This window comes from Frateuria sp., assembly GCF_035695185.1.
Lineage (GTDB): Bacteria > Pseudomonadota > Gammaproteobacteria > Xanthomonadales > Rhodanobacteraceae > Frateuria_A.
On the sequence record NZ_DASSES010000090.1, the window covers coordinates 22,434 to 46,196 of the forward strand.

23 protein-coding genes, 1 tRNA gene and 2 pseudogenes are annotated in these 23,763 nt (G+C 69.9%); 18 read left to right on the forward strand and 8 right to left on the reverse strand.

The window, feature by feature from the left end:
* The first annotated feature begins 156 nt into the window (after window positions 1-156).
* The 10 genes from ctaD (at window position 157) to VFH59_RS06700 (ending at window position 9,683) form a co-directional block, all read left to right on the forward strand.
* Window positions 157-2,028, forward strand: a complete 1,872-nt coding sequence (gene ctaD / locus VFH59_RS06655) for a cytochrome c oxidase subunit I (protein WP_325164107.1) — start codon at window positions 157-159, stop codon at window positions 2,026-2,028.
* Window positions 2,025-2,666 carry a cytochrome c oxidase subunit 3 gene (locus VFH59_RS06660; protein ID WP_325164108.1) on the forward strand — a complete coding sequence of 214 codons (642 nt, stop codon included), beginning with the start codon at window positions 2,025-2,027 and terminating at the stop codon, window positions 2,664-2,666. The genes ctaD and VFH59_RS06660 overlap by 4 nt, the downstream gene beginning before the upstream one ends.
* Window positions 2,663-3,052, forward strand: a complete 390-nt coding sequence (locus VFH59_RS06665; RefSeq protein WP_325164109.1) for a hypothetical protein — start codon at window positions 2,663-2,665, stop codon at window positions 3,050-3,052. The genes VFH59_RS06660 and VFH59_RS06665 overlap by 4 nt, the downstream gene beginning before the upstream one ends.
* Complete coding sequence (locus VFH59_RS06670) at window positions 3,049-3,420, forward strand: c-type cytochrome (protein WP_325164110.1); 372 nt, start codon at window positions 3,049-3,051, stop codon at window positions 3,418-3,420. Before VFH59_RS06665 ends, VFH59_RS06670 begins: the two co-directional genes overlap by 4 nt.
* 2 nt (window positions 3,421-3,422) lie before the next feature.
* Complete coding sequence (locus tag VFH59_RS06675; RefSeq protein ID WP_325164111.1) at window positions 3,423-5,339, forward strand: PQQ-dependent dehydrogenase, methanol/ethanol family; 1,917 nt, start codon at window positions 3,423-3,425, stop codon at window positions 5,337-5,339.
* Window positions 5,323-6,177 carry a substrate-binding domain-containing protein gene (locus VFH59_RS06680; RefSeq protein WP_325164112.1) on the forward strand — a complete coding sequence of 285 codons (855 nt, stop codon included), beginning with the start codon at window positions 5,323-5,325 and terminating at the stop codon, window positions 6,175-6,177. The genes VFH59_RS06675 and VFH59_RS06680 overlap by 17 nt, the downstream gene beginning before the upstream one ends.
* Window positions 6,178-6,180: 3 nt before the next feature.
* Complete coding sequence (locus VFH59_RS06685; protein WP_325164113.1) at window positions 6,181-6,648, forward strand: c-type cytochrome; 468 nt, start codon at window positions 6,181-6,183, stop codon at window positions 6,646-6,648.
* 4 nt (window positions 6,649-6,652) lie between these two features.
* A complete protein-coding gene (locus VFH59_RS06690) occupies window positions 6,653-7,678 on the forward strand; it encodes a cytochrome c oxidase subunit II (RefSeq protein ID WP_325164114.1) in 1,026 nt (341 codons plus the stop codon).
* 14 nt (window positions 7,679-7,692) lie between these two features.
* Window positions 7,693-8,505, forward strand: a complete 813-nt coding sequence (locus tag VFH59_RS06695; protein ID WP_325164115.1) for a GlcG/HbpS family heme-binding protein — start codon at window positions 7,693-7,695, stop codon at window positions 8,503-8,505.
* Between the two features lie 86 nt (window positions 8,506-8,591).
* The gene (locus VFH59_RS06700; protein WP_325164116.1) at window positions 8,592-9,683 is read left to right on the forward strand and encodes a beta-propeller fold lactonase family protein; all 1,092 of its coding nucleotides are present in this window, start codon (window positions 8,592-8,594) and stop codon (window positions 9,681-9,683) included.
* Here VFH59_RS06700 and VFH59_RS06705 read toward each other — a convergent pair.
* On the reverse strand, window positions 9,680-10,591 hold the full coding sequence (locus VFH59_RS06705; RefSeq protein WP_325164117.1) for a LysR family transcriptional regulator: 912 nt from the start codon (window positions 10,589-10,591) through the stop codon (window positions 9,680-9,682). The genes VFH59_RS06700 and VFH59_RS06705 overlap by 4 nt on opposite strands.
* 118 nt (window positions 10,592-10,709) lie before the next feature.
* On the opposite strand from VFH59_RS06705, the gene VFH59_RS06710 reads away from it, so the two are divergent.
* The 3 genes from VFH59_RS06710 (at window position 10,710) to VFH59_RS06720 (ending at window position 13,284) form a co-directional block, all read left to right on the forward strand.
* A complete protein-coding gene (locus VFH59_RS06710) occupies window positions 10,710-11,702 on the forward strand; it encodes an aldo/keto reductase (RefSeq protein WP_325164118.1) in 993 nt (330 codons plus the stop codon).
* 60 nt (window positions 11,703-11,762) lie between these two features.
* Window positions 11,763-12,587: an NADPH-dependent 7-cyano-7-deazaguanine reductase QueF gene (queF, locus tag VFH59_RS06715; protein ID WP_325164119.1), complete on the forward strand. Its 825-nt coding sequence runs from the start codon at window positions 11,763-11,765 to the stop codon at window positions 12,585-12,587.
* Between the two features lie 100 nt (window positions 12,588-12,687).
* On the forward strand, window positions 12,688-13,284 hold the full coding sequence (locus tag VFH59_RS06720) for a hypothetical protein (protein ID WP_325164120.1): 597 nt from the start codon (window positions 12,688-12,690) through the stop codon (window positions 13,282-13,284).
* 160 nt (window positions 13,285-13,444) lie between these two features.
* Here the strand turns inward: VFH59_RS06720 and VFH59_RS06725 are convergent, their stop codons facing one another.
* Window positions 13,445-13,891, reverse strand: coding sequence for a PA2169 family four-helix-bundle protein (locus VFH59_RS06725; RefSeq protein WP_325164121.1), 447 nt, complete (start codon window positions 13,889-13,891; stop codon window positions 13,445-13,447).
* Window positions 13,892-14,043: 152 nt separating this feature from the next.
* Here VFH59_RS06725 and VFH59_RS06730 point away from each other — a divergent pair, with 152 nt between their 5' ends.
* Complete coding sequence (locus VFH59_RS06730) at window positions 14,044-14,535, forward strand: DUF488 domain-containing protein (RefSeq protein WP_325164122.1); 492 nt, start codon at window positions 14,044-14,046, stop codon at window positions 14,533-14,535.
* 34 nt (window positions 14,536-14,569) lie between these two features.
* Here VFH59_RS06730 and VFH59_RS06735 read toward each other — a convergent pair whose 3' ends face one another.
* Complete coding sequence (locus tag VFH59_RS06735; protein ID WP_325164123.1) at window positions 14,570-15,529, reverse strand: alpha/beta hydrolase; 960 nt, start codon at window positions 15,527-15,529, stop codon at window positions 14,570-14,572.
* Window positions 15,530-15,544: 15 nt separating this feature from the next.
* Window positions 15,545-16,114 carry a hypothetical protein gene (locus VFH59_RS06740; RefSeq protein ID WP_325164124.1) on the reverse strand — a complete coding sequence of 190 codons (570 nt, stop codon included), beginning with the start codon at window positions 16,112-16,114 and terminating at the stop codon, window positions 15,545-15,547.
* A gap of 298 nt (window positions 16,115-16,412) precedes the next feature.
* Here VFH59_RS06740 and VFH59_RS06745 point away from each other — a divergent pair.
* From VFH59_RS06745 to VFH59_RS06755, 3 genes and pseudogenes are all read left to right on the forward strand, one after another.
* Window positions 16,413-17,030 (forward strand): annotated as a pseudogene (locus tag VFH59_RS06745) (response regulator); the annotation flags it as partial.
* Between the two features lie 97 nt (window positions 17,031-17,127).
* Window positions 17,128-18,417: an ATP-binding protein gene (locus VFH59_RS06750; protein WP_325164125.1), complete on the forward strand. Its 1,290-nt coding sequence runs from the start codon at window positions 17,128-17,130 to the stop codon at window positions 18,415-18,417.
* 183 nt (window positions 18,418-18,600) lie between these two features.
* Window positions 18,601-20,808 (forward strand): ATP-binding protein, encoded by a 2,208-nt coding sequence (locus VFH59_RS06755; protein WP_325164126.1) that lies wholly within the window; start codon window positions 18,601-18,603, stop codon window positions 20,806-20,808.
* Between the two features lie 39 nt (window positions 20,809-20,847).
* On the opposite strand, the gene VFH59_RS06760 is transcribed toward VFH59_RS06755, so the two are convergent.
* The 3 genes from VFH59_RS06760 to VFH59_RS18490 form a co-directional block, all read right to left on the reverse strand.
* Complete coding sequence (locus tag VFH59_RS06760; protein ID WP_325164127.1) at window positions 20,848-21,513, reverse strand: dihydrofolate reductase family protein; 666 nt, start codon at window positions 21,511-21,513, stop codon at window positions 20,848-20,850.
* An 893-nt stretch (window positions 21,514-22,406) separates the two neighbouring features.
* Window positions 22,407-22,916 (reverse strand): hypothetical protein, encoded by a 510-nt coding sequence (locus tag VFH59_RS06765; RefSeq protein WP_325164128.1) that lies wholly within the window; start codon window positions 22,914-22,916, stop codon window positions 22,407-22,409.
* Entirely contained in the window at window positions 22,913-23,245 is a 333-nt protein-coding gene (locus VFH59_RS18490) for a tlde1 domain-containing protein (RefSeq protein ID WP_414655860.1), read from the reverse strand. The genes VFH59_RS06765 and VFH59_RS18490 overlap by 4 nt, the downstream gene beginning before the upstream one ends.
* On the opposite strand from VFH59_RS18490, the pseudogene VFH59_RS06770 reads away from it, so the two are divergent.
* Window positions 23,216-23,299: pseudogene (locus VFH59_RS06770) on the forward strand (integrase core domain-containing protein); the annotation flags it as partial. The gene VFH59_RS18490 and the pseudogene VFH59_RS06770 sit on opposite strands and share 30 nt — an antisense overlap.
* Before the next feature lie 325 nt (window positions 23,300-23,624).
* Here the strand turns inward: VFH59_RS06770 and VFH59_RS06775 are convergent.
* Window positions 23,625-23,701: transfer RNA gene (locus tag VFH59_RS06775), tRNA-Arg, on the reverse strand.
* Window positions 23,702-23,763 lie beyond the last annotated feature (62 nt).

Below are 23,763 nucleotides of genomic sequence, written 5' to 3' on the forward strand. Positions count from 1 at the left end.
GGCCCCTGCCGCCACGACCGCTCATCGCAGGTTCTTGCGATGGACGGCCGCACGCCGACTTTTCCCTGACGCCAAGAACGCGCGCCGTTTATGAACGGCCGCTTATGTTGGATGGAGTCCTGCAGGGGGAAACCGGATCGCGGGGAGGCGGTCGGCATGCACGAGGTGGTGCACTCGCGTCTGGAAAAGCTCTGGGAAACGCCGCACACCCTGTACGGCAAACTGTCGTCGGTCGACCACAAGACCATCGGCAAGCGTTACCTGGTCACTGCCATGGCGTTCCTGCTGGTCGGCGGGATCGAAGCGCTGTTCATGCGCCTGCAGCTCAGCCGCGCAAACATGCAGTTGTTCTCGCCGGAGGCGTACAACCAGCTGTTCACCATGCACGGGGTGACGCTGATCTTCTGGTACGCCGCGCCGATCCTGTCCGGTTTCGGCAACTACCTGGTGCCGCTGATGCTCGGCTCGCGCGACATGGCGCTGCCGCGGCTGAACGCCTTCAGCTACTGGACGTTCCTGTTCTCCGGCATCTTCCTCTACGGCGGCATGGTCATCGGCCAGGCGCCGCACGCCGGCTGGTTCGCCTATGCGCCGTACACCGACAAGCCGTTCTCGCCCGCGCTGGGCATGGACTTCTACGCGCTGGCGCTGATCTTCCTGACCATCTCGACCACGGTCGGCGCGGTCAACTTCCTGGTCACCATCTTCCGCCTGCGCGCGCCCGGCATGACGCTCAGCCGGATGCCGCTGTTCATGTACTCGACCGGCACCACCTCGATGCTGTCGGTGCTGGCGCTGCCCTCGCTCACCGCCGCCTGCATCGCGCTGGAGCTGGAGCGCAACTGGGGCTTCCACTTCTTCGACGCCGCGCGCGGCGGCTCGCCGCTGCTGTGGCAGCACTTCTTCTGGTTCTTCGGCCACCCGTGGGTGTACGTGATCTTCCTGCCGGCGACCGGGATGATCTCGATGATCATCCCGGTGATGGCCCGGCGCCCGATCGCCGGCTACAACTACGTGGCGCTGGCCACGGTGATGACCGGCGTGATCGGCATGGGCGTGTGGGTGCACCACATGTTCGCCACCGGCATGAGCCAGGTCGCGATGAGCTTCTTCGCTGCGGCGAGCATGACGATCTCGGTGTTCAGCACGATCCAGGTGTTCGCCTGGCTGGCCACGCTCTGGCACGGCCGGCTGGTGATCACTACCGCCACGCGCTTCGCGGTGGGTTTCATCGCGGTGTTCATCATCGGCGGCCTCAATGGCGTGATCACCGGCTTCATTCCGTTCGACTGGCAGCTGACCGACACCTACTTCGTCGTCGCGCACATCCACTACGTGCTGATCGGCACCAACCTGTTCCCGGTGATGGCGGCCTTCTACTACTGGCTGCCCAAGATGACCGGCCGGCTGATGAACGAGCGCGCCGGCCAGTGGAGCTTCTGGCTGATGTTCGTCGGCTTCAACCTGGGCTTCCTGCCGATGCACATCCTCGGCCTGATGGGCATGCCGCGGCGCATCTACACCTACCCGGCCGGGATGGGCTGGAGCGTGGTCAACCTGATCGTGACGATCGGTGCGTACCTGCTTGCGTTCGGCCTGCTGGTGAGCATCGTCAACATCCTGGTGAGCATCCGCCGCGGTGCGCCGGCCGGCCCCAACCCGTGGGCCTCGGACGGGCTGGAGTGGTCGATGCCCTCGCCGCCGCCGGTGTATGCCTTCGAGCGCATCCCCACCGTGGCCAGCCGCCACCCGCTGTGGGACGAGCACGACGAATTCGCCGATCCGTACGACGAGCGTCGCCTCGACCACGTGCGCTGCACCGTCGCGACCACCGCGCTGGATGCCGCGCCGGTCGCACTGAGCAAGATGCCGGAGGACACCCTGATGCCGTTGCTGCTGGCGCTGCTGCTGACTGGCGTGTTCACCGCCGTCCTGCTCAAGACGCTGGTGATCGCGCTGGTGGTGGTCGGGCTGTGCCTGCTCACCACCGCCGCCTGGCTGTGGCCCGAAGCGGAGAAGCACGCATGAGCGAGCTGGTGGTCCAGGCCGGCGAGGAGCCGCAGTCGCTGCCGGTCGAGTACGTCCGGGTCGCCGGGCTGCCGTGGGACCAGAAGCGCGGCACCCGCGCGATGTTCCTGTTCATCCTCACCGAAGCGATGCTCTTCGTGGCGATGTTCTTCGGCTACTTCTACCTTGGCGCGGGACAGCCGCACTGGCCGATGGACGATCCGCCGAAGCTGCCCAAGGCGCTGTGGATGCTGGCCACGCTGCTGGCCAGCTCCGGCGTGCTCTACACCGGCGAGCAGTTGGGCAAGCGCGGGCACGCGTTCGCCGCGCGCGTGCTGGTGGCGCTCACGCTGTGCCTTGGCGCGCTGTTCATCACCATCCAGGTGTTCGAGTACCGCGACCACCTCAGGACCCTCAAGCCGTGGGACGACGCCTATGCGTCGGTGTTCTACACGATCACCTCGATCCACGCGGTGCACGTGATGACCGGCATGGCCTTCCTGCTGTTCACGCTGTTCCTGCCGCGCCCGGAGCACACCGACCGGCCGCCCTACAAGGCGCTGCACAACGCCGGCATGTACTGGCACTTCGTCGACCTGGTGTGGGTGTTCATCGTCGCGCTGCTGTACGTGCTGCCGCACCTGGAGCTGGCCAGATGAGCCGCGTGCTGCCCGGACAACCGTCGCGCGCCCTGCTCTGGTTCGGCGTGCTCGGCGCGCCTGCCGCCTGGGCGCTGCAGGAGATGCTCGGCTGGTACTTCGCCAGCGCCCCGTGCAGCACCTACATCGCCAACCGGCACTTCCACGGCCAGCCGACCGGGTGGCTGGTGGCGATCCACCTCGTGCTGATCCTGGTCACCGTCATCGCCTTCCTCGCCAGCCTCGCCTGCTGGCGTCGCGCGCGCGTGCTCGACCCGGTGCTGGCGGTGCTGGTCGACCGCTACCTGGGGATGATCGGCATGGTCGTCGCGCTGATCGTCATCGCCGCGCTCATCTGGGGTGGGCTGGGCACGGTGATGCTGACCCCTTGCGAGAACATGCGATGAAGCGCGCGCTGCTCGCCCTGCTGCTGCTGCCGCTCCTGAGCGCCTGCGAGGGTGGGCGCGATACCGGCACGCCGACGCTCGGCCTCCAGGGCAACCCCGCGCGCGGGCAGCGCCTGATCCGCCAGTACAACTGCGGCAGCTGCCACACCATTCCCGGCGTCTACGGCGCCCACGGCGAGGTGGCGCCGCCGCTGTACTGGTTCTCGCGCCGCAGCTTCATCGCCGGGGAACTGCCCAACACGCCGGCCAACCTGCAGCGCTGGCTGCTCGACCCGCCTGCGGTGGAGCCGGGCACGGCAATGCCCAGGCTCGGCCTGAAACCCGACGAGGCGCGCGACATCGCCGCCTACCTATCCACGCTGAGGTGAAGATGAGTCCCGTACGCGACATGGCGCTCGCCGCCGGCCTGCTTGCCCTGCTGGCAGGCGTACCCGTGCACGCGGCACAGCAGGACAAGCAACCGGACCGGCAGCACACCAGCCGCCACCCCGAGCGGAGCAAGACCGCCGCGGAAAAGGACAAGGAGCTGCCGATGGAGTGGCACACCGGCGGCACCGTCACCAGCCCGCCGCCGAAGATCCGCACGATTTCGCCACTGCCCGACGGCGAATGGAAGCTGCCCGCCGGCGACCTGGCCAACACCCGCTACAGCCCGCTGGACCAGATCAACACCGCCAACGTCTCCAAGCTGGTGGTCAAGAGCACGCTCGCCACCGGCATCCCGCACGGCCACGAGGGCCAGCCGCTGGTGGTCGGCCACGTGATGTACATCGTCACGCCCTTCCCCAACAACCTGATCGCGGTGGACCTGACCAAGCCGGGCGGCGCGCTGCTGTGGATCTACCAGCCGCACCCGAACCCCAAATCGGTCGGCATCGCCTGCTGCGACGTGGTCAACCGCGGCGCCTCGTACGCCGACGGCAAGATCATCTACAACACGCTGGACGGCCAGACCGTCGCGGTCGATGCGATCTCCGGCCATGAGGTGTGGCGCGCGAAGCTCGGCGACATCAATGTCGGCGAGACGATCACCATGGCGCCGCTGGTGGTCAAGGACAAGGTGATCGTCGGCAACTCCGGCGGCGAGCTGGGCGTGCGCGGCTGGATCCAGGCGCTGGACGTGAAGACCGGCAAGCCGGTGTGGAAGGCGTACAACTCCGGACCCGACAAGGACGTGCTGATCGGTCCCGACTTCCATCCCTACTACAAGAAGGACCAGGGCAAGGACCTGGGCAAGACCACCTGGCCGCCCAACCAGTGGAAGCTCGGCGGGGGCACCGTGTGGGGCTGGGTTTCCTACGATCCGGAAAGCAACCTGATCTATTACGGCACCGGCAATCCGGGCGTGTGGAATCCGGACGTGCGGCCCGGCGACAACAAGTGGTCCTCCTCGATCATCGCCCGCGATGCCGACACCGGCCAGGCGAAATGGGCCTGGCAGATCTCCGAGCACGACGCCTGGGACTACGACGAGATCATGGAGAACGTGCTGGTCGACATGGAGTGGGGCGGGCGCATGCGCAAGCTGCTGATCCATCCCGGCCGTACCGGCTTCGTGTTCGTGCTCGACCGCATCACCGGCGAGCTGCTCTCGGCGCAGAAGTTCGAGCCGACCAACTGGGCCGACGGCTATGACCTGAAGACCGGCAAGGCGAAGGAGAACCCCGAAAAGCGCACGCACTATGGCACCAACACCCGCTTCATCTGCCCCTCCTCGACCGGCGCCAAGGACTTCATCCCCTCTGCCTTCTCGCCCCGGACCGGACTGCTCTACATCCCGGCGCACAACACCTGCATGGACTACGCCGGGATCGAGGCCAACTACATCGCCGGCACGCCCTACCTCGGCGCCGACGTGCACATGTATCCGGGGCCGGGCGGCTACCAGGGCGAACTGGTCGCCTGGGACGTGGCGCACGCCAAGCCGGTGTGGAGCATCCGCGAGCGCGACCTGCCGATCTACAGCGGCGTGCTCGCCACCGGCGGCGACCTGGTCTTCTTCGGCACCATGGACGGCTGGTTCAAGGCGGTCGACGCGCGCTCCGGCGCCGAGCTGTGGAAGAGCAAGGTGGCCTCCGGCATCGTCGGCGACCCGATCACCTTCCTCGGCCCGGACCACCACCAGTACGTGGTGGTCTACGCCGGCGTCGGCGGCTGGATGGGGGCGGTGGCCTTCCCGTCGGTCTCCGCCGACGACCCGACCGCCGGCCTGGGCGTGGTCGGCGCGATGAAGAAGATCAAGCAGTACACCGGCCCGGGAGACGTCGTCTATGTATTCGGTTTCTGAGCGCCTGCGCGCTGCCGTGGCGGTACTGGCGATCGGCCTGGCGGCCGGCGCGCCCGCGGCGGTGGTGGATCGCCCGGCCGCCTCGCCCGCGCCGCTGCGGGTGTGCGCCGACCCCAACAACATGCCCTTCTCCAACGACGCCGGCCAGGGCTTCGAGAATGCGATCGCGCGGCTGCTGGCCGACGACCTGCAGCGCCCGCTCGCCTACGCCTGGTGGCCGCAGCGGCGCGGCTTCATCCGCCAGACGCTCAAGGCGCACCGCTGCGACGTGGTGATCGGGGTGCCCGACCACTACGGCCTGGTACGCACCACGCGGCCGTACTACCGCTCCAGCTACGTGTTCATTACCCGCCGCGCCGACCACCTGGACATCGACGACATCGCCGACCCGCGCCTGCGCACGCTGCGCATCGGCGTCCACGCAATCGGCGACGACTACGCCAACGTCCCGCCGGCCATCGCGCTGGCGCGCCGTGGCGTGATCGACAACATCCGCGGCTACAGCATCTACGGTGACTATTCGAAGCCGGAGCCGACCCGCTCGCTGATCGACGCGGTGGACGACGGGCAGATCGACGTGGCGATCGCCTGGGGCCCGCTGGCCGGCTACTTCGTACAGCACGAACCACGGCCGCTGGCGATGCAGCCGGTGCAGGGCGAGAACGACCCCGCACTGGCGATGAGCTACGCGATCGCGATGGGCGTGCGCAAGGACGATGCCGCCATGCAGCGCACGCTCGACGGCTTCATCGCCCGTCGCCACGCCGACATCGACCGGGTGCTGGACCGCTTCGGCGTGCCGCGGCTGCCCGTGCAGAGCAACGACGGAGGGCCCTGACCGATGCACGCACCACGGCACGTCTGGCTGCTCGCCGCGCTGTGCCTGGCAGGCACCGTGCTGGCCGGCTGCCACAACCGGGACCAGGAGGGCGGCGACCAGGCGGTCGGCACCGCGCCACAGGCGCCTACCGGCCCGGTCCCCGGTCCCGGCACCTCGCCCGAGCGCTATGCCGGCCCCTACGACAGCGACCCGGTCGCCCTGCAGGAAGGACGCAAGCTGTTCGTCCAGTACAACTGCAGCGGCTGCCACGGCGGCCGCGCCGGCGGCGGCATGGGTCCGAGCCTGCGCGACCAGGACTGGATCTACGGCCACGGCGCGGGCGACATCTTCGACTCGATCACCCAGGGCCGCGCGCACGGCATGCCCGCATGGGGCACCCGCATCACGGACGACCAGGCATGGAAGCTGGTCGCCTACATCCACTCGCTGCGCACCCCGGCCGAACCCGACCCGCCCGAGGAGCACTGAACGCATGGATCGCGTCCGCCATCGCCCCCTGCGCGCATCCGGCGCCGCCGCACTTGCCCTGTTGCTCGGCGGCTGTGGCGCGCCGCAGGATTTCCTGTTCCCCGAAGGCCCGGCCGCCCGTCGCCTGGCCGAGCTGGGCTGGACCGCGCTGATCGCCTTCAGCGCGGTCACCGTGATCGTGTGGATCCTGCTGGTGGTGGTGATCGCGCGACGGCGCGGCAGCTTCAGCGAGCACGCGCCGATCGATACCGCACCCCAGGGCATCGGCTGGATCCTGGTCGGTGGCCTGATCGTGCCGGTGGCGGTGCTCGGCGCGATGTTCGTCTTCACGCTGCACACGCTGGGCCAGTTCCCGATGGGATCGCACTCGAGCGCCGCGGACATCCGGGTGGAGGGCCGCCAGTGGTGGTTCGACGCCGTGTACACCGACCAGGGGCCCGCGGGGCAATTCCATGTGCCGAGCGAGCTGCATATCCCGGTCGGCAAGCCGGTCACCATCGAGCTGGTCACCCGCGACGTGATCCATTCGTTCTGGGTACCCAAGTTGCACGGCAAGGTCGACCTGGTGCCCGGGCTGGACAACCACATCCGCCTCCAGGCCGATCGCCCGGGCGTCTACGAGGGCGAGTGCGCCGAGTTCTGCGGCGCCCAGCACGCGCACATGCGGCTGCGCGTGTTTGCCGACACGCCGGCCGACTACGCGCGCTGGCGTGCCGCGCAAATGGCCGGCGCGGCGCCGCCGCGCACGCCCGCCGCGCGCCGCGGCTACGCCGTGTTCATGGCGGCACCGTGCGCGGCCTGCCACACCATCCGCGGCACCCCCGCGCAGGGACAGGTCGGCCCGGACCTGACCCACGTGGGCAGCCGCACCCGCATTGCCGGCGGCTCGCTGGTCAACGACACCGCCAACCTGGAGGCGTGGATCGTGCACGCGCAGTCGCTCAAGCCGGGCGCGCGGATGCCGGACATCGACAAGCTCACCGGCGCGCAGCTGCGCGACCTGACCACCTATCTGCAAAGCCTCAAATGACCGTGGAGGTTGCCATGACCCGCCCGACCCCTCTTGCCGCCGCCCTGATCCTGGTGCTCGGACTGGCCGCCTGCAGCCACGACAACGACTCGACCGCCGCCGCCCCGCCCTCGGGCAAGGGCACCACCCAGGCCGGCGCCGCCGGCGGCGTGGCCATGCCCGGCCAGGGCGGCCCCAGCAGCTGCAAGGACCTGCCCGACGCGACCCAGCTCAAGCAATGGCTCAACCAGGTGCCGGCCGAGGCCGAGGTCGGCGGGCTCGCCGGCGGGCGCCACGAGTGGGCGGTGGTGGTCGATCGCGAGGGCCGCCTGTGCGCGATCACCGAGACCGATCCGGATCCGACCATGCCCTGGCCCGGCTCCAAGGGCATCGCGATGGCCAAGGCGTTCACCGCCAACGCGTTCAGCAGCGACAAGACACCGATGTCGACCGCGCGGCTGTACACCATGAGCCAGCCGGGCCGCTCGCTGTGGGGCGCCGGGGCCGGCGATCCGTTCAACCCGCAGTGCCTGGAGGCGCCCGACACCAGCAAGGCGGTCGGCAAGGTCTGCGGCGGCGTGATCACCTTCGGCGGCGGCCTGCCGCTGTACCGCGGCAAGACCAAGGTCGGCGGCCTGGGCCTGTCCGGCGACACGCCCTGCGCCGACCACGAGATCGCCAAGCGCATCCGCCACGCGGCCAGGCTCGACCCGCCCGGCGGCGCCACCGTCGACGACATCACCTACAGCAGCAAGGACGGCGCCTCGGTCTACACCCACCCGCTGTGCCCGAACACCTGGCGCAACGGCCAGAAGATCGGCACCGCCCCGCCCGCCCAGGGCTACTGATCACCCGCTGGGGCGTGCGGGGACCGTCCCGCAGGCCACGCGCCGCAGCCCCACAGCGCTTCGAATACAGCCACCGGATACCCCGCATGCCATCGACCCGTCGCCTCCTCGCCCTGCTCGCCGGGCTGCTGCCCATCGCGGCCGCCCAGGCCATCACCCATCCGCGCCAGGCCATCTACGCCACCAACGAGGCGGACGGCACGCTCAGCGTGATCGATGCGCGGACGCTCCAGGTGGTCGACACCATCCCGCTCGGCAAGCGTCCGCGCGGCCTGCAGCTGTCGCCCGACCAGCGCCTGCTGTTCGTGGCGCTGAGCGGCTCGCCCGTCGCCGGCCCCGGCGTGGACGAGAGCAAGCTGCCGCCACCGGACCACGCCGCCGACGGCATCGGCGTGGTCGACCTCGCCCGGGGCAAGGTGGTGCGCACGCTGCGCGGGGTGTCCGATCCGGAGCAACTGGCGCTGAGCCGGGACGGCGCGCACCTGTACGTGGCCAGCGAGGACTCCGGCAAGCTGGCGGTGTTCGACGTCGACTCCGGCCACATCGTGCGCACGCTCGCCGTCGGTGGCGAACCGGAGGGCGTCGGCACCAGTCCGGACCAGCGATGGGTCTGCGCCACCTCCGAGACCGCCGGCACCGTGGCACTGATCCGTGCGCTCACGAACACCGTCGTACACACGGTCAAGGTCGGTGGCCGACCGCGCAATTGCCGTTTCGCTGCCGACAGCCGCCGGCTCTACGTCCCTTCCGAAACCGACGCCACGCTGAGCGTGGTGACCGTGCCCGACGGCAAGGTCGAGCGCGTGATCAAGCTGCCGGGCGCCGGCACCCGGCCGATGGGGCTGGTCCTGTCGCCCGATGGCGGTACCGCGTTCGTCACCACCGGCCACGGCGGAAGCGTGCTGGCGGTGGACCTGGCGCAGGGCCGGGTGCGTGCCGCTGCGCGCGTGGGCGAGCGGCCGTGGGGACTGGCGCTGTCCGCCGACGGCAAGCGGCTGTTCACCGCAGACGGGCCGTCCGACACGGTGTCGGTGGTCGAGGTCGATGGCATGCGCACGCGCACGGCGGTCAAGGTCGGCGGCAAGCCATGGGGCGTGGCCACCGGCCCGCTCGTGCTGGATCCCAGGCAGGCGCACGGCGGCAGCCACGGCACGGCGGCAGAGCCGGCGACCCGCTAGCGCGGGCGACCGAACTGCGCGGCGGCCCGTTCGACCAGCCAGTCGATGAACACGCGCAGCCGCGCCGGCATCTGTTTCTGCGGCGGATAGAGCACGGTCATCGGCAGCGCCGGTGGCCGGGTCTGCGGCAGCAATTCGCACATGCGCCCGTCGGCCAGCTCGTCGGCGATGCGGTAGTGCGAGAACTGCGCGATGCCCAGCCCCGCCCGGCAGCAGGCGAGATACGCATCGGCACCGTTGACCGTGATCCGCCCGGGCAGCCGCAACTCGCGCCGCCGCCGGCCGACCACGAACTCCAGCGGCTCGGGCCGGCGCGTGGTCGGCGAGGCCCAATGCACCGCGTAGTGCCCTTGCTGGAGCTCGGCCAGCGTCTTCGGCTTGCCGTGCCGGCGCAGGTAGCCGGCGCTGGCCACGGTGATCTGCGGCAGCATGGCGATCCGCCGGCCGACCATGCCGGTGTCGCCCGGGTCGCCCACGCGCAGCGCGCAGTCGACGCCCTCGCGCACCAGATCGACGAAGCGGTCGCCGGTGCCCAGGTCCAGCTCGATCTGCGGAAAGCGGGCGAGGAACTCGGGCAGCGCCGGGATCACCATCAGCCGCGCCAGCGCCGCCGACAGGTCCACCCGCAGCCGGCCGCGCGGCACGACCGAGGCCTCGCGGAAGTTGGTTTCCACCTCGTCCACGTCGGCCAGCAGGCGCACGCAATGCTGGTAGTAGGTCTGGCCCTCGCTGGTCACGCGTACGCGGCGCGTGGTCCGCTGCAGCAGCTGCGCGCCCAGCCGCGACTCGAGCGCCTTGATGGTGTGGGTGACGGTGGCGCGCGGCAGCGCCAGGTCGTCGGCCGCCGCGGTGAAGCTGCCCAGCTCGACGATGCGGGCGTACAGGCGCATGGCGTGCAGACGGTCCATTGTTGATCCTGCTTGAAAGGTGTTGGTGATTATTGAGCATTTATCGATGCGCCGCCGGCGCGCACGATGCGCATACCTTCCACGGCGCAGGTTCGCCACTTTTCGAGGAGTACACCCTATGCAAACGCGCACGCTCGGCCGCAACGGCCCGCAGGTTTCCGCCCTCGGCCTCGGCTGCATGGGCATGAGCGACTTCTACGGCGCGCACGACGATGCCGAATCGATCGCCACCATCCACCACGCGCTCGACCGCGGCGTCACACTGCTGGACACCGCCGACATGTACGGGCCGCACACCAACGAAGAGCTGGTCGGCCGCGCCATCAAGGGGCGCCGCGAGCAGGCATTCGTCGCCACCAAGTTCGGCATCGTGCGTGACCCGGCCAACCCGCAGTCGCGCGGCGTCAGTGGCCGGCCGGAGTACGTGCGCGCCGCCTGCGAAGGCAGCCTCAAGCGCCTGGGCATCGAGACGATCGACCTCTACTACCAGCACCGCGTCGACCCGTCCGTGCCGATCGAGGAGACCGTCGGTGCCATGGCCGAGCTGGTCAAGGCCGGCAAGGTCCGCTACCTGGGCCTGTCGGAGGCTTCCGGACAGACGCTGACGCGCGCCTGCACCGTCCATCCGATCGCAGCGCTGCAGAGCGAGTTCTCGCTGTGGACGCGCGACCCGGAGGAGAACGGCATGCTCGCCGCCTGCCGCCGGCTCGGCGTGGCGCTGGTCGCCTACTCGCCGCTGGGCCGCGGTTTCCTCACCGGCGCCATCCGCTCGCCGGACGACTTCGAGGCGGACGACTTCCGCCGTCAAAACCCGCGTTTCCAGGGCGAGAACTTCGCGCGCAACCTGGCGCTGGTCGACGAGGTGAAGCAGCTGGCCGCCGACAAGGGCTGCTCGCCCGCGCAACTGGCGCTGGCCTGGGTGCTGGCGCAGGGCGAGGAGGTGCTGGCCATCCCCGGCACCCGCCACCGCTCGCGGCTGGACGAAAACCTGGGCGCGCTGGACGTGCAGCTTTCCACCACCGAGCGCGCGGCGATCGATGCGGTCTTCCCGCCCAACGCGGCCGCAGGCGCGCGCTATGCCGGCCCCTCGATGCAGATGGTCAACGCCTGACCCGGCTCTGGCCCCCTCTCCCCGACGGGGAGAGGGGGCAAAGCCTCTACACTTGGCGCCATGAGTACCCCCGAACATTCCCCCCTCGGCAAGGCCACTGTCTACGCCGACCGCTACGACCCGTCCCTGCTGTTTCCCATCCCCCGCCAGCAGAAGCGCATCGAGATCGGCGTCCTCGAGCCGCTGCCTTTCAGCGGCGTGGACATCTGGAACGCCTACGAACTGTCCTGGCTCGACGCGCGCGGCAAGCCGCAGGTGGCGTTGGCCGAGTTCCGGGTGCCCGCCGACTCGCCCAACATCATCGAGTCGAAGTCCTTCAAGCTTTACCTGAACGGCTTCTCGCAGGAGAAAACCGATACCGCCACCCTGCGCGAGACGCTGGCGCACGACCTCTCCGCCGCCGCCGGCGCCACGGTGACGGTCGCGCTGGCCGCCCCCTCCGCGCTGGGCCACGCCATCACCGACCTCCAGGGCGAACTGCTCGACGAACTGCCGCTGGAGATCGACGACTACGGCCCGCCCCATGCCGGCTATCTCAGCGCCAACCACAACGCCGCGCCGGTGGAGGGGATCCTGCTCTCGCACCTGCTGCGCTCGAACTGCCCGGTTACCGGCCAGCCGGACTGGGGCAGCGTGCAGATCGCCTACCGCGGCGCGCCGATCGACCGGGCCGGCCTGTTGCGCTACCTGGTGTCCTTCCGCACCCACAACGAGTTCCACGAGCAGTGCGTGGAACGCATCTTCGTCGACCTGATGGCGCGCTGCGCACCCGAGCGGCTGAGCGTGTACGCGCGCTACACCCGTCGTGGCGGGCTGGACATCAACCCGTTCCGCAGCACCGACCCGGCCGCCGTGCCGGCCAACCTGCGCGCGGCGCGCCAGTAGCACCCAGGCGGGCGCCCGGTAATCGTCGCTTCAGATCGGCGGCGCTAGCCTTTTCCGACCGGCCGCGCCGCGGCCCCGGACGATCGCACGGAATACCGCCATGAAGATCCAAGCACGCTCGCTCGCCCTGCACGGCGTCGCCCTGGCCGGCCTGCTGCTGCTCGCCGCCTGCGGCAAGCACGAGAACGAGACCGCCACCACGCCACCGGCCGCCGCCAGCGCCCCGGCACCTGCCGCCGCGCACACCGCTCCGGCGCCGGCCGCCACCGCGCCGGTCCCGGCGACCAGCGGCACCACCGCCGCCCCGGCCACCGCCGGCACCAGCGCCTCCGCCGCGCCCTCGGCCACCGATGAGGTGTTCAAGGTCGACCAGGTGCAGATGGGCGAAGCGGTCACCGCCGGCTACAAGATCGCCAAGCCGACCACGACGTTCGACGCCTCGCAGAACACCATCTACGCCAGCGTCGCCACCACCGGCAGCACCCCCGGCGCCACCCTGAGCGCGCACTTCAGCTACCTGGAGGGCAAGGGCCAGGACGTCACCACGATCAGCCAGACCATCGCCACCGACGGCCCGGCCACCACCACCTTCAAGCTGCGCAACCCGAACGACTGGCCGGCGGGCAAGTACAAGGTGGAGATCGCCATCGACGGCAAGCCGGCGACGAGCCAGACCTTCGAGGTGAAGTCGGCCTGACGCCGGACAAGTACGGCGCTTTGCACTCGCTCCTCTCCCCTCCGGGACGAGGATCGAGCTGAGGGGCCGGGGCTCGCGGGAAACCACACCGCAGCCAGGCTTCTAACCCAGGCCCCCGCAGAAGCCACCTTTCAGCCCTCGAAAAAAAGCCGCCGCCGGTTCAATGCGCACGGTGCGCAGCCCGCTTGAGGCCGCGCATCTGGTCGTGCCCCGCGCGCACCGATCGAAAGGTATCGGCGATCAGCGCGCGGGTCGGCGGACTGACGTCATCGTCGTCCAGTGCGTCCTCGAACTTGTGCTTGATGTGGTCCTCGCCGCGCTCGACCTCGTCGATGACCGCGGTGTCGTCATGCAGGCTCTTGCGCAGGTTGGTGAACATGCGGTGCGCGGAGGCGAGCACGCTGCCCTCGTCCTCGGGCGTGCCACCCAGCTCCTCCACCTTCTGCTGCAGGCGCGTGGCCACCAGCCGGCGTTCGCTGGCGCGTTCGTGGAAAGTCACGCTGTAGCGGGGACTGGGCGTTTCGCGGGCGGCCTCGGCATAGCCTTCGGCGCTGTCGATGGTCGTTTCGATCAGGTCATTGAGCACGCGGATGTCATGGTTCTGCATGGGGGGAACACTCTCGTCATCGGATGGGCGGGGAAGCGGGCGTCGATGAACGACGGGGATGCCGCCAGGTCATCGTAAGAACCCGCGGCGATGGCCCCGTGAACCGACACACCGTCGCGCGACAGCCACACGCACGGGTGCATGCTTCGTTCATGCAAGACGATCCGCTTCCGCCGGTTTTCGGCATCGGTCACTCCACGCACTCGCTGGAGGCGTTCGTCGCGCTGCTGCAAATGCATGCCATCGCTTGCGTGGTCGACGTGCGGCGCCTGCCCGGTTCGCGGCGCCACCCGCAGTTCGACGGGCCGGCGCTGGCCGCCTCGCTGCAGCCGCGGGGCATCGGTTACCTGCACCTGGCCGCGCTCGGCGGCCGCCGCGGCCGCAGCCTGCCGGCGGGCACCTCGCCCAACGGCTTCTGGCAGAACGCGAGCTTCCGCCGCTACGCCGACTACGCCATGGGCGGCGACTTCCAGGCCGGGCTGGCGGAGCTGCTGGAGCTGTCCGCGCACCGGCGCTGCGCGCTGATGTGCGCCGAGGTGCTGTGGTGGCGCTGCCACCGCCGGATCATCATCGACTACGTGCTGGCCGCCGGCCGCGCAGCCTGCCATATCGACGGCAACGGTCGCGCCGACCGGCCCGGATGACGCCGGCGGCCCGGCCCGCCGGCGCGCACCTGGTCTATCCACCCGTGCCCTGACGGCCGTTGAGCCGCCGCGCCACCACCGGGTCGAGCGAGGCGAGGAAGGTTTCCACCTGCGCGGTGTAGTCACCGGGCGTGCCGAGTTGCTCGTTGATCTGCCGGTGCGAGAGGTCCTCGCCCAGCACCTGCGCGCGCATGTGCAGTCCGTTGGCCTTCATCGCGAAGTTGCGCGCCTGCGGACAGGACTCGCGCCGTCGCGTCGAGCACACCGCCAGGAACGGCGCGCCGCGCGTCTTCAGCTGCTGCAGCGGCGAGGCCGCGCGCCAGTACGCCGGATCGTCGCCGAACGCAGCGTCGTACAGCGGCAGGTGCGGGCCCTGCATGATCGCGACCACATCGAGCGCGGCGCTGTCCAGCGATACCGTGCCCAGCCACGGCAGGGCGCCACGGTCGAAGGCCAGCTCCGGCTCGGCCCCCAGCAGGCCCACCAGGTGCGCCCCGGCCGAGTGCCCCATCAGGATGAAGCGGTCGCGGTCGGCGCCCCAGCCGGCGGCGCGTCCCTGCGCCACCGCCAGCGCGCGCGCCACGTCGCGCGCCTGCTCGATCGGACGTGTGCCGGGCAGCATGCGGTAGTTGGTCGAGATGAACACGAAGCCCCGCGGCACCCAGCGTGCGACCTTGTTCTCGACCACGCTGCGCATGGCCTTGTCGCCCCGCGCCCAGCCCCCGCCGTGCACCATGAAGATCACCGGCGCATGCGCCGCGCCCTGTGCCGGCAGATAGACGTCCATCCGCTGTGCCGGGTCGCCGCCGTAGGAGACGTCGCGCAACACGCGCACGCCGGGCGGCAGGGTCGCCGGCGTGGTGTCCTCGGCCTGCAGGCCCGCGCCGGCGCGACGCTGGGCGAGGCGCTCGCGCAGGCTGCCGGCCGCTGCCGGCACGCAAAGGGAGACCAGCAGCGCGGCCAGCAGGCCCGTGCGCAAAGGATTCGGCTTCATCGTGTCCACTCCCTGTCACTTGCACTCGAAGGTCCGGCCCTGCGCGTCGGTGCAGGTGCCGGTATGGCTGAGGCCCTCGCCACGCGTGAAGCGGGTCTGGCCCTGATAGGTATTGCCATTGGCGCCGGTGATCGTGCTGTCGTGGTCGAGCGTGCCGTCGGCGCGGGTGGTGCTGCCGGCATAGCTGCCGCGCGCGCCGCTGGCCTGGGTCTGGCGGCTCGCCATGCGCTCGCCGTCCGCGCTGCGCGTGCGGCTGCCACTCCGGCTGATGCTGCCGCCCGCGGCGCCCTGCATGCTCACCGCGTAGCCGGCCTGCAGCGAGCCATCCGGATGGCGCTGCACGCTGCGCCCGCCCCGCACCGTGCCCCCGTTCGCCCCCTGCGCCACGACACCACCCTGGCGGGTGATCGTACCGTCCGCGCCCACCACGGTGTGGTGCCCCGCGGCGGCGTGGCCGTCCGGGCCGGCCACGCCAGCGGCGCGTGCGTGGACGAGGGTGCCCTCGCCATCACGCGCGGCGCCGCCGGCGTGCCAGGCACGGCGCCCGTCGGGACCGCTGGCGAGGCTGGCGTGGGTGCGCACCACGTTACCGTCGCCGCGGTGCACCGCCGCACGATGGTGGACACTGGCTGGCGAGGGCGGGGCGACGAGCAGACAGGCAAGACCGAGCGATACGATCGACAGGCGCATGGCAGGCTCCTTGGGCCGGGGCGTCCGGACGGGACGTGTGGCGGATCGTCCGCCCGCCGCGCGCCGCAGGTGTTTCGCGCGGGCACGCCGATGTGAGCAGGTGTTGCCCGGGCCCGCCGCGGAAACATCCGCTTACACATCCACCCCCCGCCCGCTTGCCGCCTGCCCCGGCACCACGCGATAGTCCGCGCCCATGGACCCGGCCCACATCCTGGTCGTCGACGACGACCTGCGCCTGCGCGACCTGCTCGAGCGCTACCTCGTGCAGCAGGGCCTGCGCGCCACTGGTGCCGCCAACGCCGCCGGCATGCGCCGGGCGCTTGCCGCGCACCACCTGGACCTGATCGTGCTCGACCTGATGCTGCCCGATGCCGATGGCCTGGCGCTCTGCCGCAGCCTGCGCGCCGAGGGGGTGGACACGCCGATCATCATGCTCACCGCCAAGGGCGATGACGTCGACCGCATCGTGGGCCTGGAACTGGGCGCGGACGACTACCTGCCCAAGCCGTGCAACCCGCGCGAGCTGGTCGCGCGCATCCGCGCCGTGCTGCGGCGCCGCCCGCGCGCGCCCGTCGGCGCGCCGCAGAACGGGCAGGCATCCTTGCGCTTCGGCCGCTTCGTGTTCGATCCGGCCACGCGCCAGCTGCTCGACGGCCAGACGCCGGTGAAGCTCACCAGCGGCGAGTTCGCCGTGCTCGCCGCGCTGGTGGCGCATCCGTTCCAGACGCTCAGCCGCGAGCGCCTGATCGCCCTGGCGCGCGGGCGCGGCCACGAGGCCTTCGACCGCAGCATCGACGTGATGGTCTCGCGCCTGCGCCGCTGCCTGGAGGACGATCCGCGCCAGCCGCGCTGGCTGCAGACGGTGTGGGCGAGGGCTACGTGTTCGTACCCGACGACGATCGCACGGCATGAAGCGCGCGCCGTCCACCTTCGCGCTGGTGCTGGTGCTGGTGGCCGCGGCGCTCCTGCTGGCGCTCGCGCTGTCGGGCGCGTTGCAGCGGCGCTTCGGGCGACAGGTAGTGAGCGACAGCTACGGCCGCCTTGCACTGGCCACCGTGCTGGCCACCGACGAACTCGCGGCACGGCCGCAGGATCCGGCGGCGCGCCAGGCGCTCGATGCGCTGCGTCGGCTCGGTGTCCAGGTCAGCGATGCGCAGCCACCCGCGCCGAGCGTGCGTCGCCTCGCGCCCGCACTGACGGCGGTGGCACACACGGTCGGCAGCTGGTTGGGCGACCCGTCGCGGGTGGTCGCCACACAGACGCCCGACTCACAACTGTGGGTGCGCAGCGCGCGCGATCCGGACCGCTGGATCGTGTTGCGCACGCCCAGCTACCGCCCTCGCCTGCTCGACTCGGCCCTGCTGCTCAGCGCCCTCGCGGGGCTGATCGCACTGGCCGCCGCGGGGCTCGCCGCGCGCCTGCTGACCCGCCCGCTCGAACGGCTTGCCGTACAGGCGCCGGCGTTGCTGGCCGGCACATCCACCGACCCCGGCCTGGATGGCAGCCCGCGCGAGGTACGCCGCCTCGCCGGCGCGATCGGCGAGGCCGGCGAGCGCCTGCGCGCCGCCGCCCGCGAGCGCGAACTGATGCTTGCCGGCATCTCGCACGACCTGCGCACGCCCTTGGCGCGGCTGCGGCTGGCGCTGGAACTGGGCGACGCCGCCGACACCACTCGTCGTGCCGCCATGATCGCCGACCTGGAGGAACTCGACGGCGCACTCGAGCAGTGCCTGGCCTTCGTCCGCGAGGGTCGCGACGAGGTACTGCGGCCGACCGATCTGGCGACCCTTGCCGGCCAGCTGCTGGCCTTGCGCCTGCAACCGGACGACTGGCAGCTGGACGGACCCGCGGAGCTCACCGCCCCGGTGCGCCCGAGCCTGCTGCGCCGCGCCGTGGGCAACCTGATGGACAACGCCGAACGCTATGGCCGGCCGCCGTTCGCCGTGGAGCTGGCCCGCGACGCGACCACCCTCCGGATCGGGATCACCGACCAGGGCCCGGGCGTGCCGCCGGCGTTGCTGGCCCGGCTCGGCCAGCCCTTCCTGCGCGGCGATGCCGCCCGCGCTGGCGGTGGCAGCGGCCTGGGGCTCTCCATCGCCGCCCGCGCCGCCCGCCTGCATGGCGGCGAGCTGACCCTGGCCAACCGGCCGGGCGGCGGCTTCAGCGCGACCCTGCGGCTGCCCGTTCCATCGCGGTGAGTCGCCCGGCGCGCGCGCCGCGCGACGACGGGGCGCGGGGACCTCGGCGTCCTCCGGCCAGCCCGGCCGGGCCGGCGCCGGCCTCCTAGGAAACATTCCGGGCCACGCCCCGCCTTGCCTGTGCGTACAATGCCTCCCCAGCGGCACCGGCCCGCCGGTGCCCGCCAAGCAGGGGGACAACCTATGAATCCTGGGACCGCGCAAGCGCCGCCCAGCTCGCTGCGCGTGATCGCCCAGCGTTTGCGCGACGGACGGTTGGCCCGGCTGGTCGCAAGCTACGGCGAGTACCACGTCTCGGTGCGTCGCGCCCTGCTGCTGGCCCTGACCCTCCTGTGGTGCCTCTACTGGCAGTACCTGGCCGGCCCTTCGCACTCGCGGACCGTCCTGGCGCGGGAGGCCCAGCTGCTGCGCCCCTGGGCGGAACTGTTCTTCATGCTCGGCCTGGCCTGGATGGGGGCGGTGCGGCTGCGCGTGGTGCGCACCACGGAGCTGGCCGACGGCATCGGCGCGGCGGTGAACGTGCTGGGCATCGGCGTGCTGCTCGGCCTGGCCTGGAACCTGTGCATCTCGATGATCACGCTGCTGCCGCTGGCGACCATCATGGTCGGCACGCGCTTCGGCCGGGGCATGTTCTTCGGCTTCATGGCCGGCTCGGTGGTGGTGCTGGGGTTCGCCGCGCCACCCCACTACTGGGTCGACCGGCCCGCCTTCATCCCCTTCGCGCTGGTGCTGCTGGTCGGCCTGCCGCTGACCGTCTACCGCCTGCTCGGCACCATTTCGGGCATCTCGCAATCGGCGCTGCGCTCGCGCGACGCGCAGAGCCGCTTCATCGCCACCATGAGCCACGAGCTGCGCACGCCGCTCAACACCGTGGTGCACGCCGCCTCGCTGATCGACACGGCGGCGCTGGAGGCCTCCGACCGCCAGCTGATGCACGCGCTGCGCGCCAACGCCACTGCGTTGCTGCAGCGGGTCAACGACGTGCTCGACGTGGCGGCGATCGACGCCGGCCGGCTGCACTTCGCGCGCGAGCCGTTCCTGGTCGCCAACGTGCTCGGCCAGGTGCGCGACGTGGTCGGCCCGCTCGCGCACCAGCGCGGCGTGCGGCTGCGCACCGTGCAGGGCCGCGGCCTGGATGACGCCATGCTCGGCGACCCGGGCCGCATCGCGCAGGTGCTGATCAACCTGGGCACCAACGCGGTCAAGTTCAGTCCGGCCGGCGCCGATGTGAGCATCGAGTTGCGCCTGGCCGACAACGGCCTGGTCCAGCCGCGCCTGCTGTGCACCGTCACCGACACCGGCAGCGGCGTGCCGGACGAGATGAAGACGCGCATCTTCGAGCCGTTCTACCAGACCAGCGATGGCCTGGTGCGCCGCCACGACGGCACCGGCCTGGGGCTGCACATCGTGCGCAGCATCTGCCAGCAGCTGGGCGGACGCGTCGCGGTGGGCGACAACCCCGGCGGCGGCAGCATCTTCACCGCCGCGCTGCCGCTGGAACGCGCCGCGCCCGAACAGGCGGTCACCGAACCGCTGGACACCGTCAGTGCGCTCGACGCCCACCGCGCCCGCGTCCCGGCGATCACCTGCCTGGTGGTCGACGACAACCGCTCCAGCCGCGACACCCTGGGCCACCTGCTGCGCCGCGCCGGCCATCGCGTCATCTTTGCCGGCAGCGGCGAAGAGGGGCTGCAGGCGATGGAAGGCCCGCACCGTCCGCAACTGGCGCTGCTGGACATGCATATGCCCGACCTTTCCGGGCTGGACGTGCTCGCCCGCTATCGCCAGCGCCACCCTCACGACGGCATGGCCATCGTGATGCTGAGCGCCGACTCCGACCCCGAGGCGATCGAACAGGCGCTCGCCACCGGCGCTGCCGCGTACCTCACCAAGCCGGTCTCGATCGAACGCCTGCTCGGCCTGCTGCGCCAGGTCGGCACCCGCGCGCCCGGCCTTCCGGCGAGCGCCGCGCCGCCCGCCGTCGCCGCCACGCCCGCGGCGCTCGATCCTTCGGCCCGGCCGACCGAGAGCTCGCTGGCACTGATCTGTCGCATTGCCTCGCCGGAGCAGCGCCGCACCTATCTGCAGAGCTGGCAGAGCGAGCTGCAGCACGACAACGAGGAGCTGCTTGCCGCGTTGCGCGCCCATGACCGCACGGCCGTCGCCGCGCGCCTGCACCGCCTGCAGAACGCGTTCCTGGTGATGGGCCGCAGCCAGGGCGTCCTGTTGTGCACGCAGCTGCGCGAGTCCATCCGCGGGGAGCGCGGCCTGGAACCTGCGCTGGGCGCGCTCCAGGCGGAACTCCAGGCGACCGCCATGATGCTGCGGGAGCTGCTGGCGGAAACCCCGCTCTCCAGGAAAGACACGACGGCCAGCGCGCGTCCGGCCTAGCGCGTCCCCCACGGTTTCCAGCCAGCCATGGGCGGGGCTTCAGGCCGGCCGGTAGACGACCGCCACGGCCCCGGAGTCGAAGGGCTTCACGCTGACCAGCCGCAGGTCGGCCGGGCTGGCCAGCCCGGCAAACAGCGGCTGGCCCTGGCCCAGGACGACCGGATGGATGGCCAGCCGGTACTCGTCGACGAGCCCGGAGGCGACCAGGCTGCGGGCGAACCGGGCGCCTCCGTGCGCGAGGATGTAAGGGCCCGGCTGCGCCTTCAGCCGCTGGATCTCTTCCGCAAGATCGCCATGCGCCACCGTGGGCTCGGCCCAGGAGCGCAGGGCCGCATCGGTCGGCGTGCGCCCATCCCGGGCGGCGTTGCGGGCCCCGGCTTCCTCCAGCGCCGCGGTCGTGCGGTCCCGGCACGTACCGTCCTCGAGCCCGCTGCGCGAGAAGATCACCTTGGGGACGTCGTTCATCGGCGCCGCGATCGGCATGTCCGAATAGGGCCAGAACGCCGCCATGTCGGAATAGCTGCCGCTGCCCATGATGTGCACGCCGGCACCGCGCAGCGTCTCGAGCAGCCACGCCGTGGAATCGGCGCCGCCGGACGTCCGGAATACCCAGTCGGCCTCGCCGTTGGGGCCGGCAACAAAGCCGTCCAGCGAGACCGACATCTTCAATACCAGTTGCCTTGCGGTTGCTGTCGGGGCGGTCATCGTTTTCTCCCAGGTCGTCCGGTGCGCGTCGCGCCCACGGGCGCGCTGATGAAGGGACGACGGATGGCGGGCGCCCGGTTCGACATCAGGTCGAACGGGAGAACAGATCCGCCATTGGGCGAAGGGGCCATTAGCGGCGGCGTGCGCGATCCGTCGAAGTTTGGCCACATAGGACAGTCTTTCACAGACGTCCGACAATTTTGTCTCTTCTGTGCATCGCACACCTGCGTCCCGCTTGGCTCGCGAGATCAGGCCGCCGAAGATTCCGGGTGGATCGTGTCGATGCCGCCTGGACCCTGCGGAGTCTGCTTGGGGCCTGCGGCTCAAGCAGGGGCAGCGGACGCTGGTCTTTCGTGTGGTGTGGGCGCTCCAGTCTCTCGAAGAGGCTGATGGGGCGCGGACCTTGAGGGATGCGCAGGCAGTAGCCAACCTGCGACGTCCATCCGCCTTTGAGGGGCACATCGGTTCGGAGTCCAATTCCCCATCCGAACGAGATTGAAAAGCCAGCGATCCGCAGACGTTCATGGCGATAACCACTCGTGCCTGAGAACGCGACCACCGCAACATCGACGGCGCCTTGGTGTGACCTAATAGTCCAAGGCGGAGGCGATCGATGCTCCCTGCAGACACGGATCATACTTTCTTATTGCAGGACTTGGTGTCTCCAGATAGTTCGGCACCTGCAATTCGTCACTTAATCCGGTATCGCCAATCCCGTCCGGGGTGGCTCCCCTGAGAAATTCTCGCTGCCCTTGTACGGGCGCGCCATGCGTATGGTAGATGCCAGCTTCTTCATGAAACAGAGGCGCCACCCCTGAGCGTCCTCGGGCGACCCGTAAATCGCACAAGTTTCTAAAGCTGGACCGGCAAAGCTGCGATGGGCCGCGACCAAGCTAATCAATATCGATAAGTTTATAGCTCGCTTCCTCGGAGGGTTCGTCTGCCTCGCTCCCTGGAAAGAAGCTTCTGTGGAACACCAGGTCCTTATTGAAATACAAGTCAACCTGATACGCTTCAGATGCGTCGCCCCCCGCTAGTCTTAAAATAAAATAACCATGCTCCCGGGAGACATCAGCGCTTCGCAGATCCGAGAGGTCTGCAAAAGAGGCTCTGGGTACAAAAACGGACTTGCCATCTACTGATATTGCAATGTTTTCCACAAGCGAGCACGGATACCTAGTATAGGTGCATGAATCGAGCCTTTTCGTCGGTGGCTTCCCGCTGGGTGAACCGATGTCCTTCTCTCGCGTCATTACTTCTACTTTTACGGTCTTTTTGTTGATCACGGTAGAAAAGACCGTGAGGCCGCTGCCGTGAATCGGCGCCCGTGCTGGCGTTGCAAGCGCATTCGTTGAGAACAGTAAAGCCGCGTACAGCGCTGGAACACAGTAGATTGCTCTCATTGCACGGGGCCTGAAAAGAAGGGGGGAGGCATCACGATGGGTTCGAACACGTGGAGTACATTGTCACCACTATGGCCGATAATCGACCTAATGCTTGGCTTTAGCACAATGCAGCCCTCTGAGGCGCTGTGATTTGCGCGGGAATTGTCACCATGAATCAGAAAGCCGCCCCGACCAAACATCTCGTTGAAAGGGCTGGGTGTGAGACGCATCGATTGCAGCAGTCGGTGACCAGAGTTCGTTACGTTATCTTGTATGGGTCCGATGGTGTAGGTGCCCTGGGGTAGAGGGCCGACACCCGGCTGCGCGATGAGTGCCTCAACGAGCACTGGTTCACCCACCTGCTTCACGCCCGGGCTGTGATCGAGACCTGGCGGCGGGAGCGACGCCCCCCACCTTTGAGTAGCACGCCGGCTGGAAAGCTGGACCATGGCAGCGAGCGGTCGAGTGCGCGGGACGATCGACCGCGCTCGCATATCACTTGCTCTTGGTGGGCAGACGGTCGATCGACCCTTGGTTCCGCCCGGATTTGTCCCGCAGCCTTTTTCGCCTACCGAGCTGTCCCGAAGGGCATGGGTCTCTTTACAGCTGGCGCGCAGACGGGGAGACAAAAAGGCTCCGTCGAGGGAATCGGCGGAGCTTTGCTAGTACGGAAGATTCTGACCAGAGCGCCGCAATGTGCGGCAGCGGGCTATGACCTGTGGAATGTGGCGCGCCTGGAGGGATTCGAACCCCCGACCAATGGCTTCGGAAGCCACTACTCTATCCGGCTGAGCTACAGGCGCGTGGTATTGCGAGGTGCGCGCGGGATCGGGTCGATCCTCGGCGGACGAGCAGTATAGCGGAG

What these genes read in the sequence shown, in the direction of transcription:
- VFH59_RS06690 (WP_325164114.1), top strand. Translation starts at nt 6,653, where the DNA reads ATGGATCGCGTCCGCCATCGCCCCCTGCGCGCATCCGGCGCCGCCGCA.
- VFH59_RS06685 (WP_325164113.1), top strand. Translation starts at nt 6,181, where the DNA reads ATGCACGCACCACGGCACGTCTGGCTGCTCGCCGCGCTGTGCCTGGCA.
- VFH59_RS06675 (WP_325164111.1), top strand. Translation starts at nt 3,423, where the DNA reads ATGAGTCCCGTACGCGACATGGCGCTCGCCGCCGGCCTGCTTGCCCTG.
- VFH59_RS06720 (WP_325164120.1), top strand. Translation starts at nt 12,688, where the DNA reads ATGAAGATCCAAGCACGCTCGCTCGCCCTGCACGGCGTCGCCCTGGCC.
- VFH59_RS06730 (WP_325164122.1), top strand. Translation starts at nt 14,044, where the DNA reads ATGCAAGACGATCCGCTTCCGCCGGTTTTCGGCATCGGTCACTCCACG.
- VFH59_RS06705 (WP_325164117.1), bottom strand. Translation starts at nt 10,591, where the DNA reads ATGGACCGTCTGCACGCCATGCGCCTGTACGCCCGCATCGTCGAGCTG.
- VFH59_RS06670 (WP_325164110.1), top strand. Translation starts at nt 3,049, where the DNA reads ATGAAGCGCGCGCTGCTCGCCCTGCTGCTGCTGCCGCTCCTGAGCGCC.
- VFH59_RS06765 (WP_325164128.1), bottom strand. Translation starts at nt 22,916, where the DNA reads ATGAGAGCAATCTACTGTGTTCCAGCGCTGTACGCGGCTTTACTGTTC.
- ctaD (WP_325164107.1), top strand. Translation starts at nt 157, where the DNA reads ATGCACGAGGTGGTGCACTCGCGTCTGGAAAAGCTCTGGGAAACGCCG.
- VFH59_RS06700 (WP_325164116.1), top strand. Translation starts at nt 8,592, where the DNA reads ATGCCATCGACCCGTCGCCTCCTCGCCCTGCTCGCCGGGCTGCTGCCC.
- VFH59_RS06755 (WP_325164126.1), top strand. Translation starts at nt 18,601, where the DNA reads ATGAATCCTGGGACCGCGCAAGCGCCGCCCAGCTCGCTGCGCGTGATC.
- VFH59_RS06710 (WP_325164118.1), top strand. Translation starts at nt 10,710, where the DNA reads ATGCAAACGCGCACGCTCGGCCGCAACGGCCCGCAGGTTTCCGCCCTC.
- VFH59_RS06735 (WP_325164123.1), bottom strand. Translation starts at nt 15,529, where the DNA reads ATGAAGCCGAATCCTTTGCGCACGGGCCTGCTGGCCGCGCTGCTGGTC.
- VFH59_RS06665 (WP_325164109.1), top strand. Translation starts at nt 2,663, where the DNA reads ATGAGCCGCGTGCTGCCCGGACAACCGTCGCGCGCCCTGCTCTGGTTC.
- VFH59_RS06695 (WP_325164115.1), top strand. Translation starts at nt 7,693, where the DNA reads ATGACCCGCCCGACCCCTCTTGCCGCCGCCCTGATCCTGGTGCTCGGA.
- queF (WP_325164119.1), top strand. Translation starts at nt 11,763, where the DNA reads ATGAGTACCCCCGAACATTCCCCCCTCGGCAAGGCCACTGTCTACGCC.
- VFH59_RS06660 (WP_325164108.1), top strand. Translation starts at nt 2,025, where the DNA reads ATGAGCGAGCTGGTGGTCCAGGCCGGCGAGGAGCCGCAGTCGCTGCCG.
- VFH59_RS06750 (WP_325164125.1), top strand. Translation starts at nt 17,128, where the DNA reads ATGAAGCGCGCGCCGTCCACCTTCGCGCTGGTGCTGGTGCTGGTGGCC.
- VFH59_RS06725 (WP_325164121.1), bottom strand. Translation starts at nt 13,891, where the DNA reads ATGCAGAACCATGACATCCGCGTGCTCAATGACCTGATCGAAACGACC.
- VFH59_RS06760 (WP_325164127.1), bottom strand. Translation starts at nt 21,513, where the DNA reads ATGACCGCCCCGACAGCAACCGCAAGGCAACTGGTATTGAAGATGTCG.
- VFH59_RS06680 (WP_325164112.1), top strand. Translation starts at nt 5,323, where the DNA reads ATGTATTCGGTTTCTGAGCGCCTGCGCGCTGCCGTGGCGGTACTGGCG.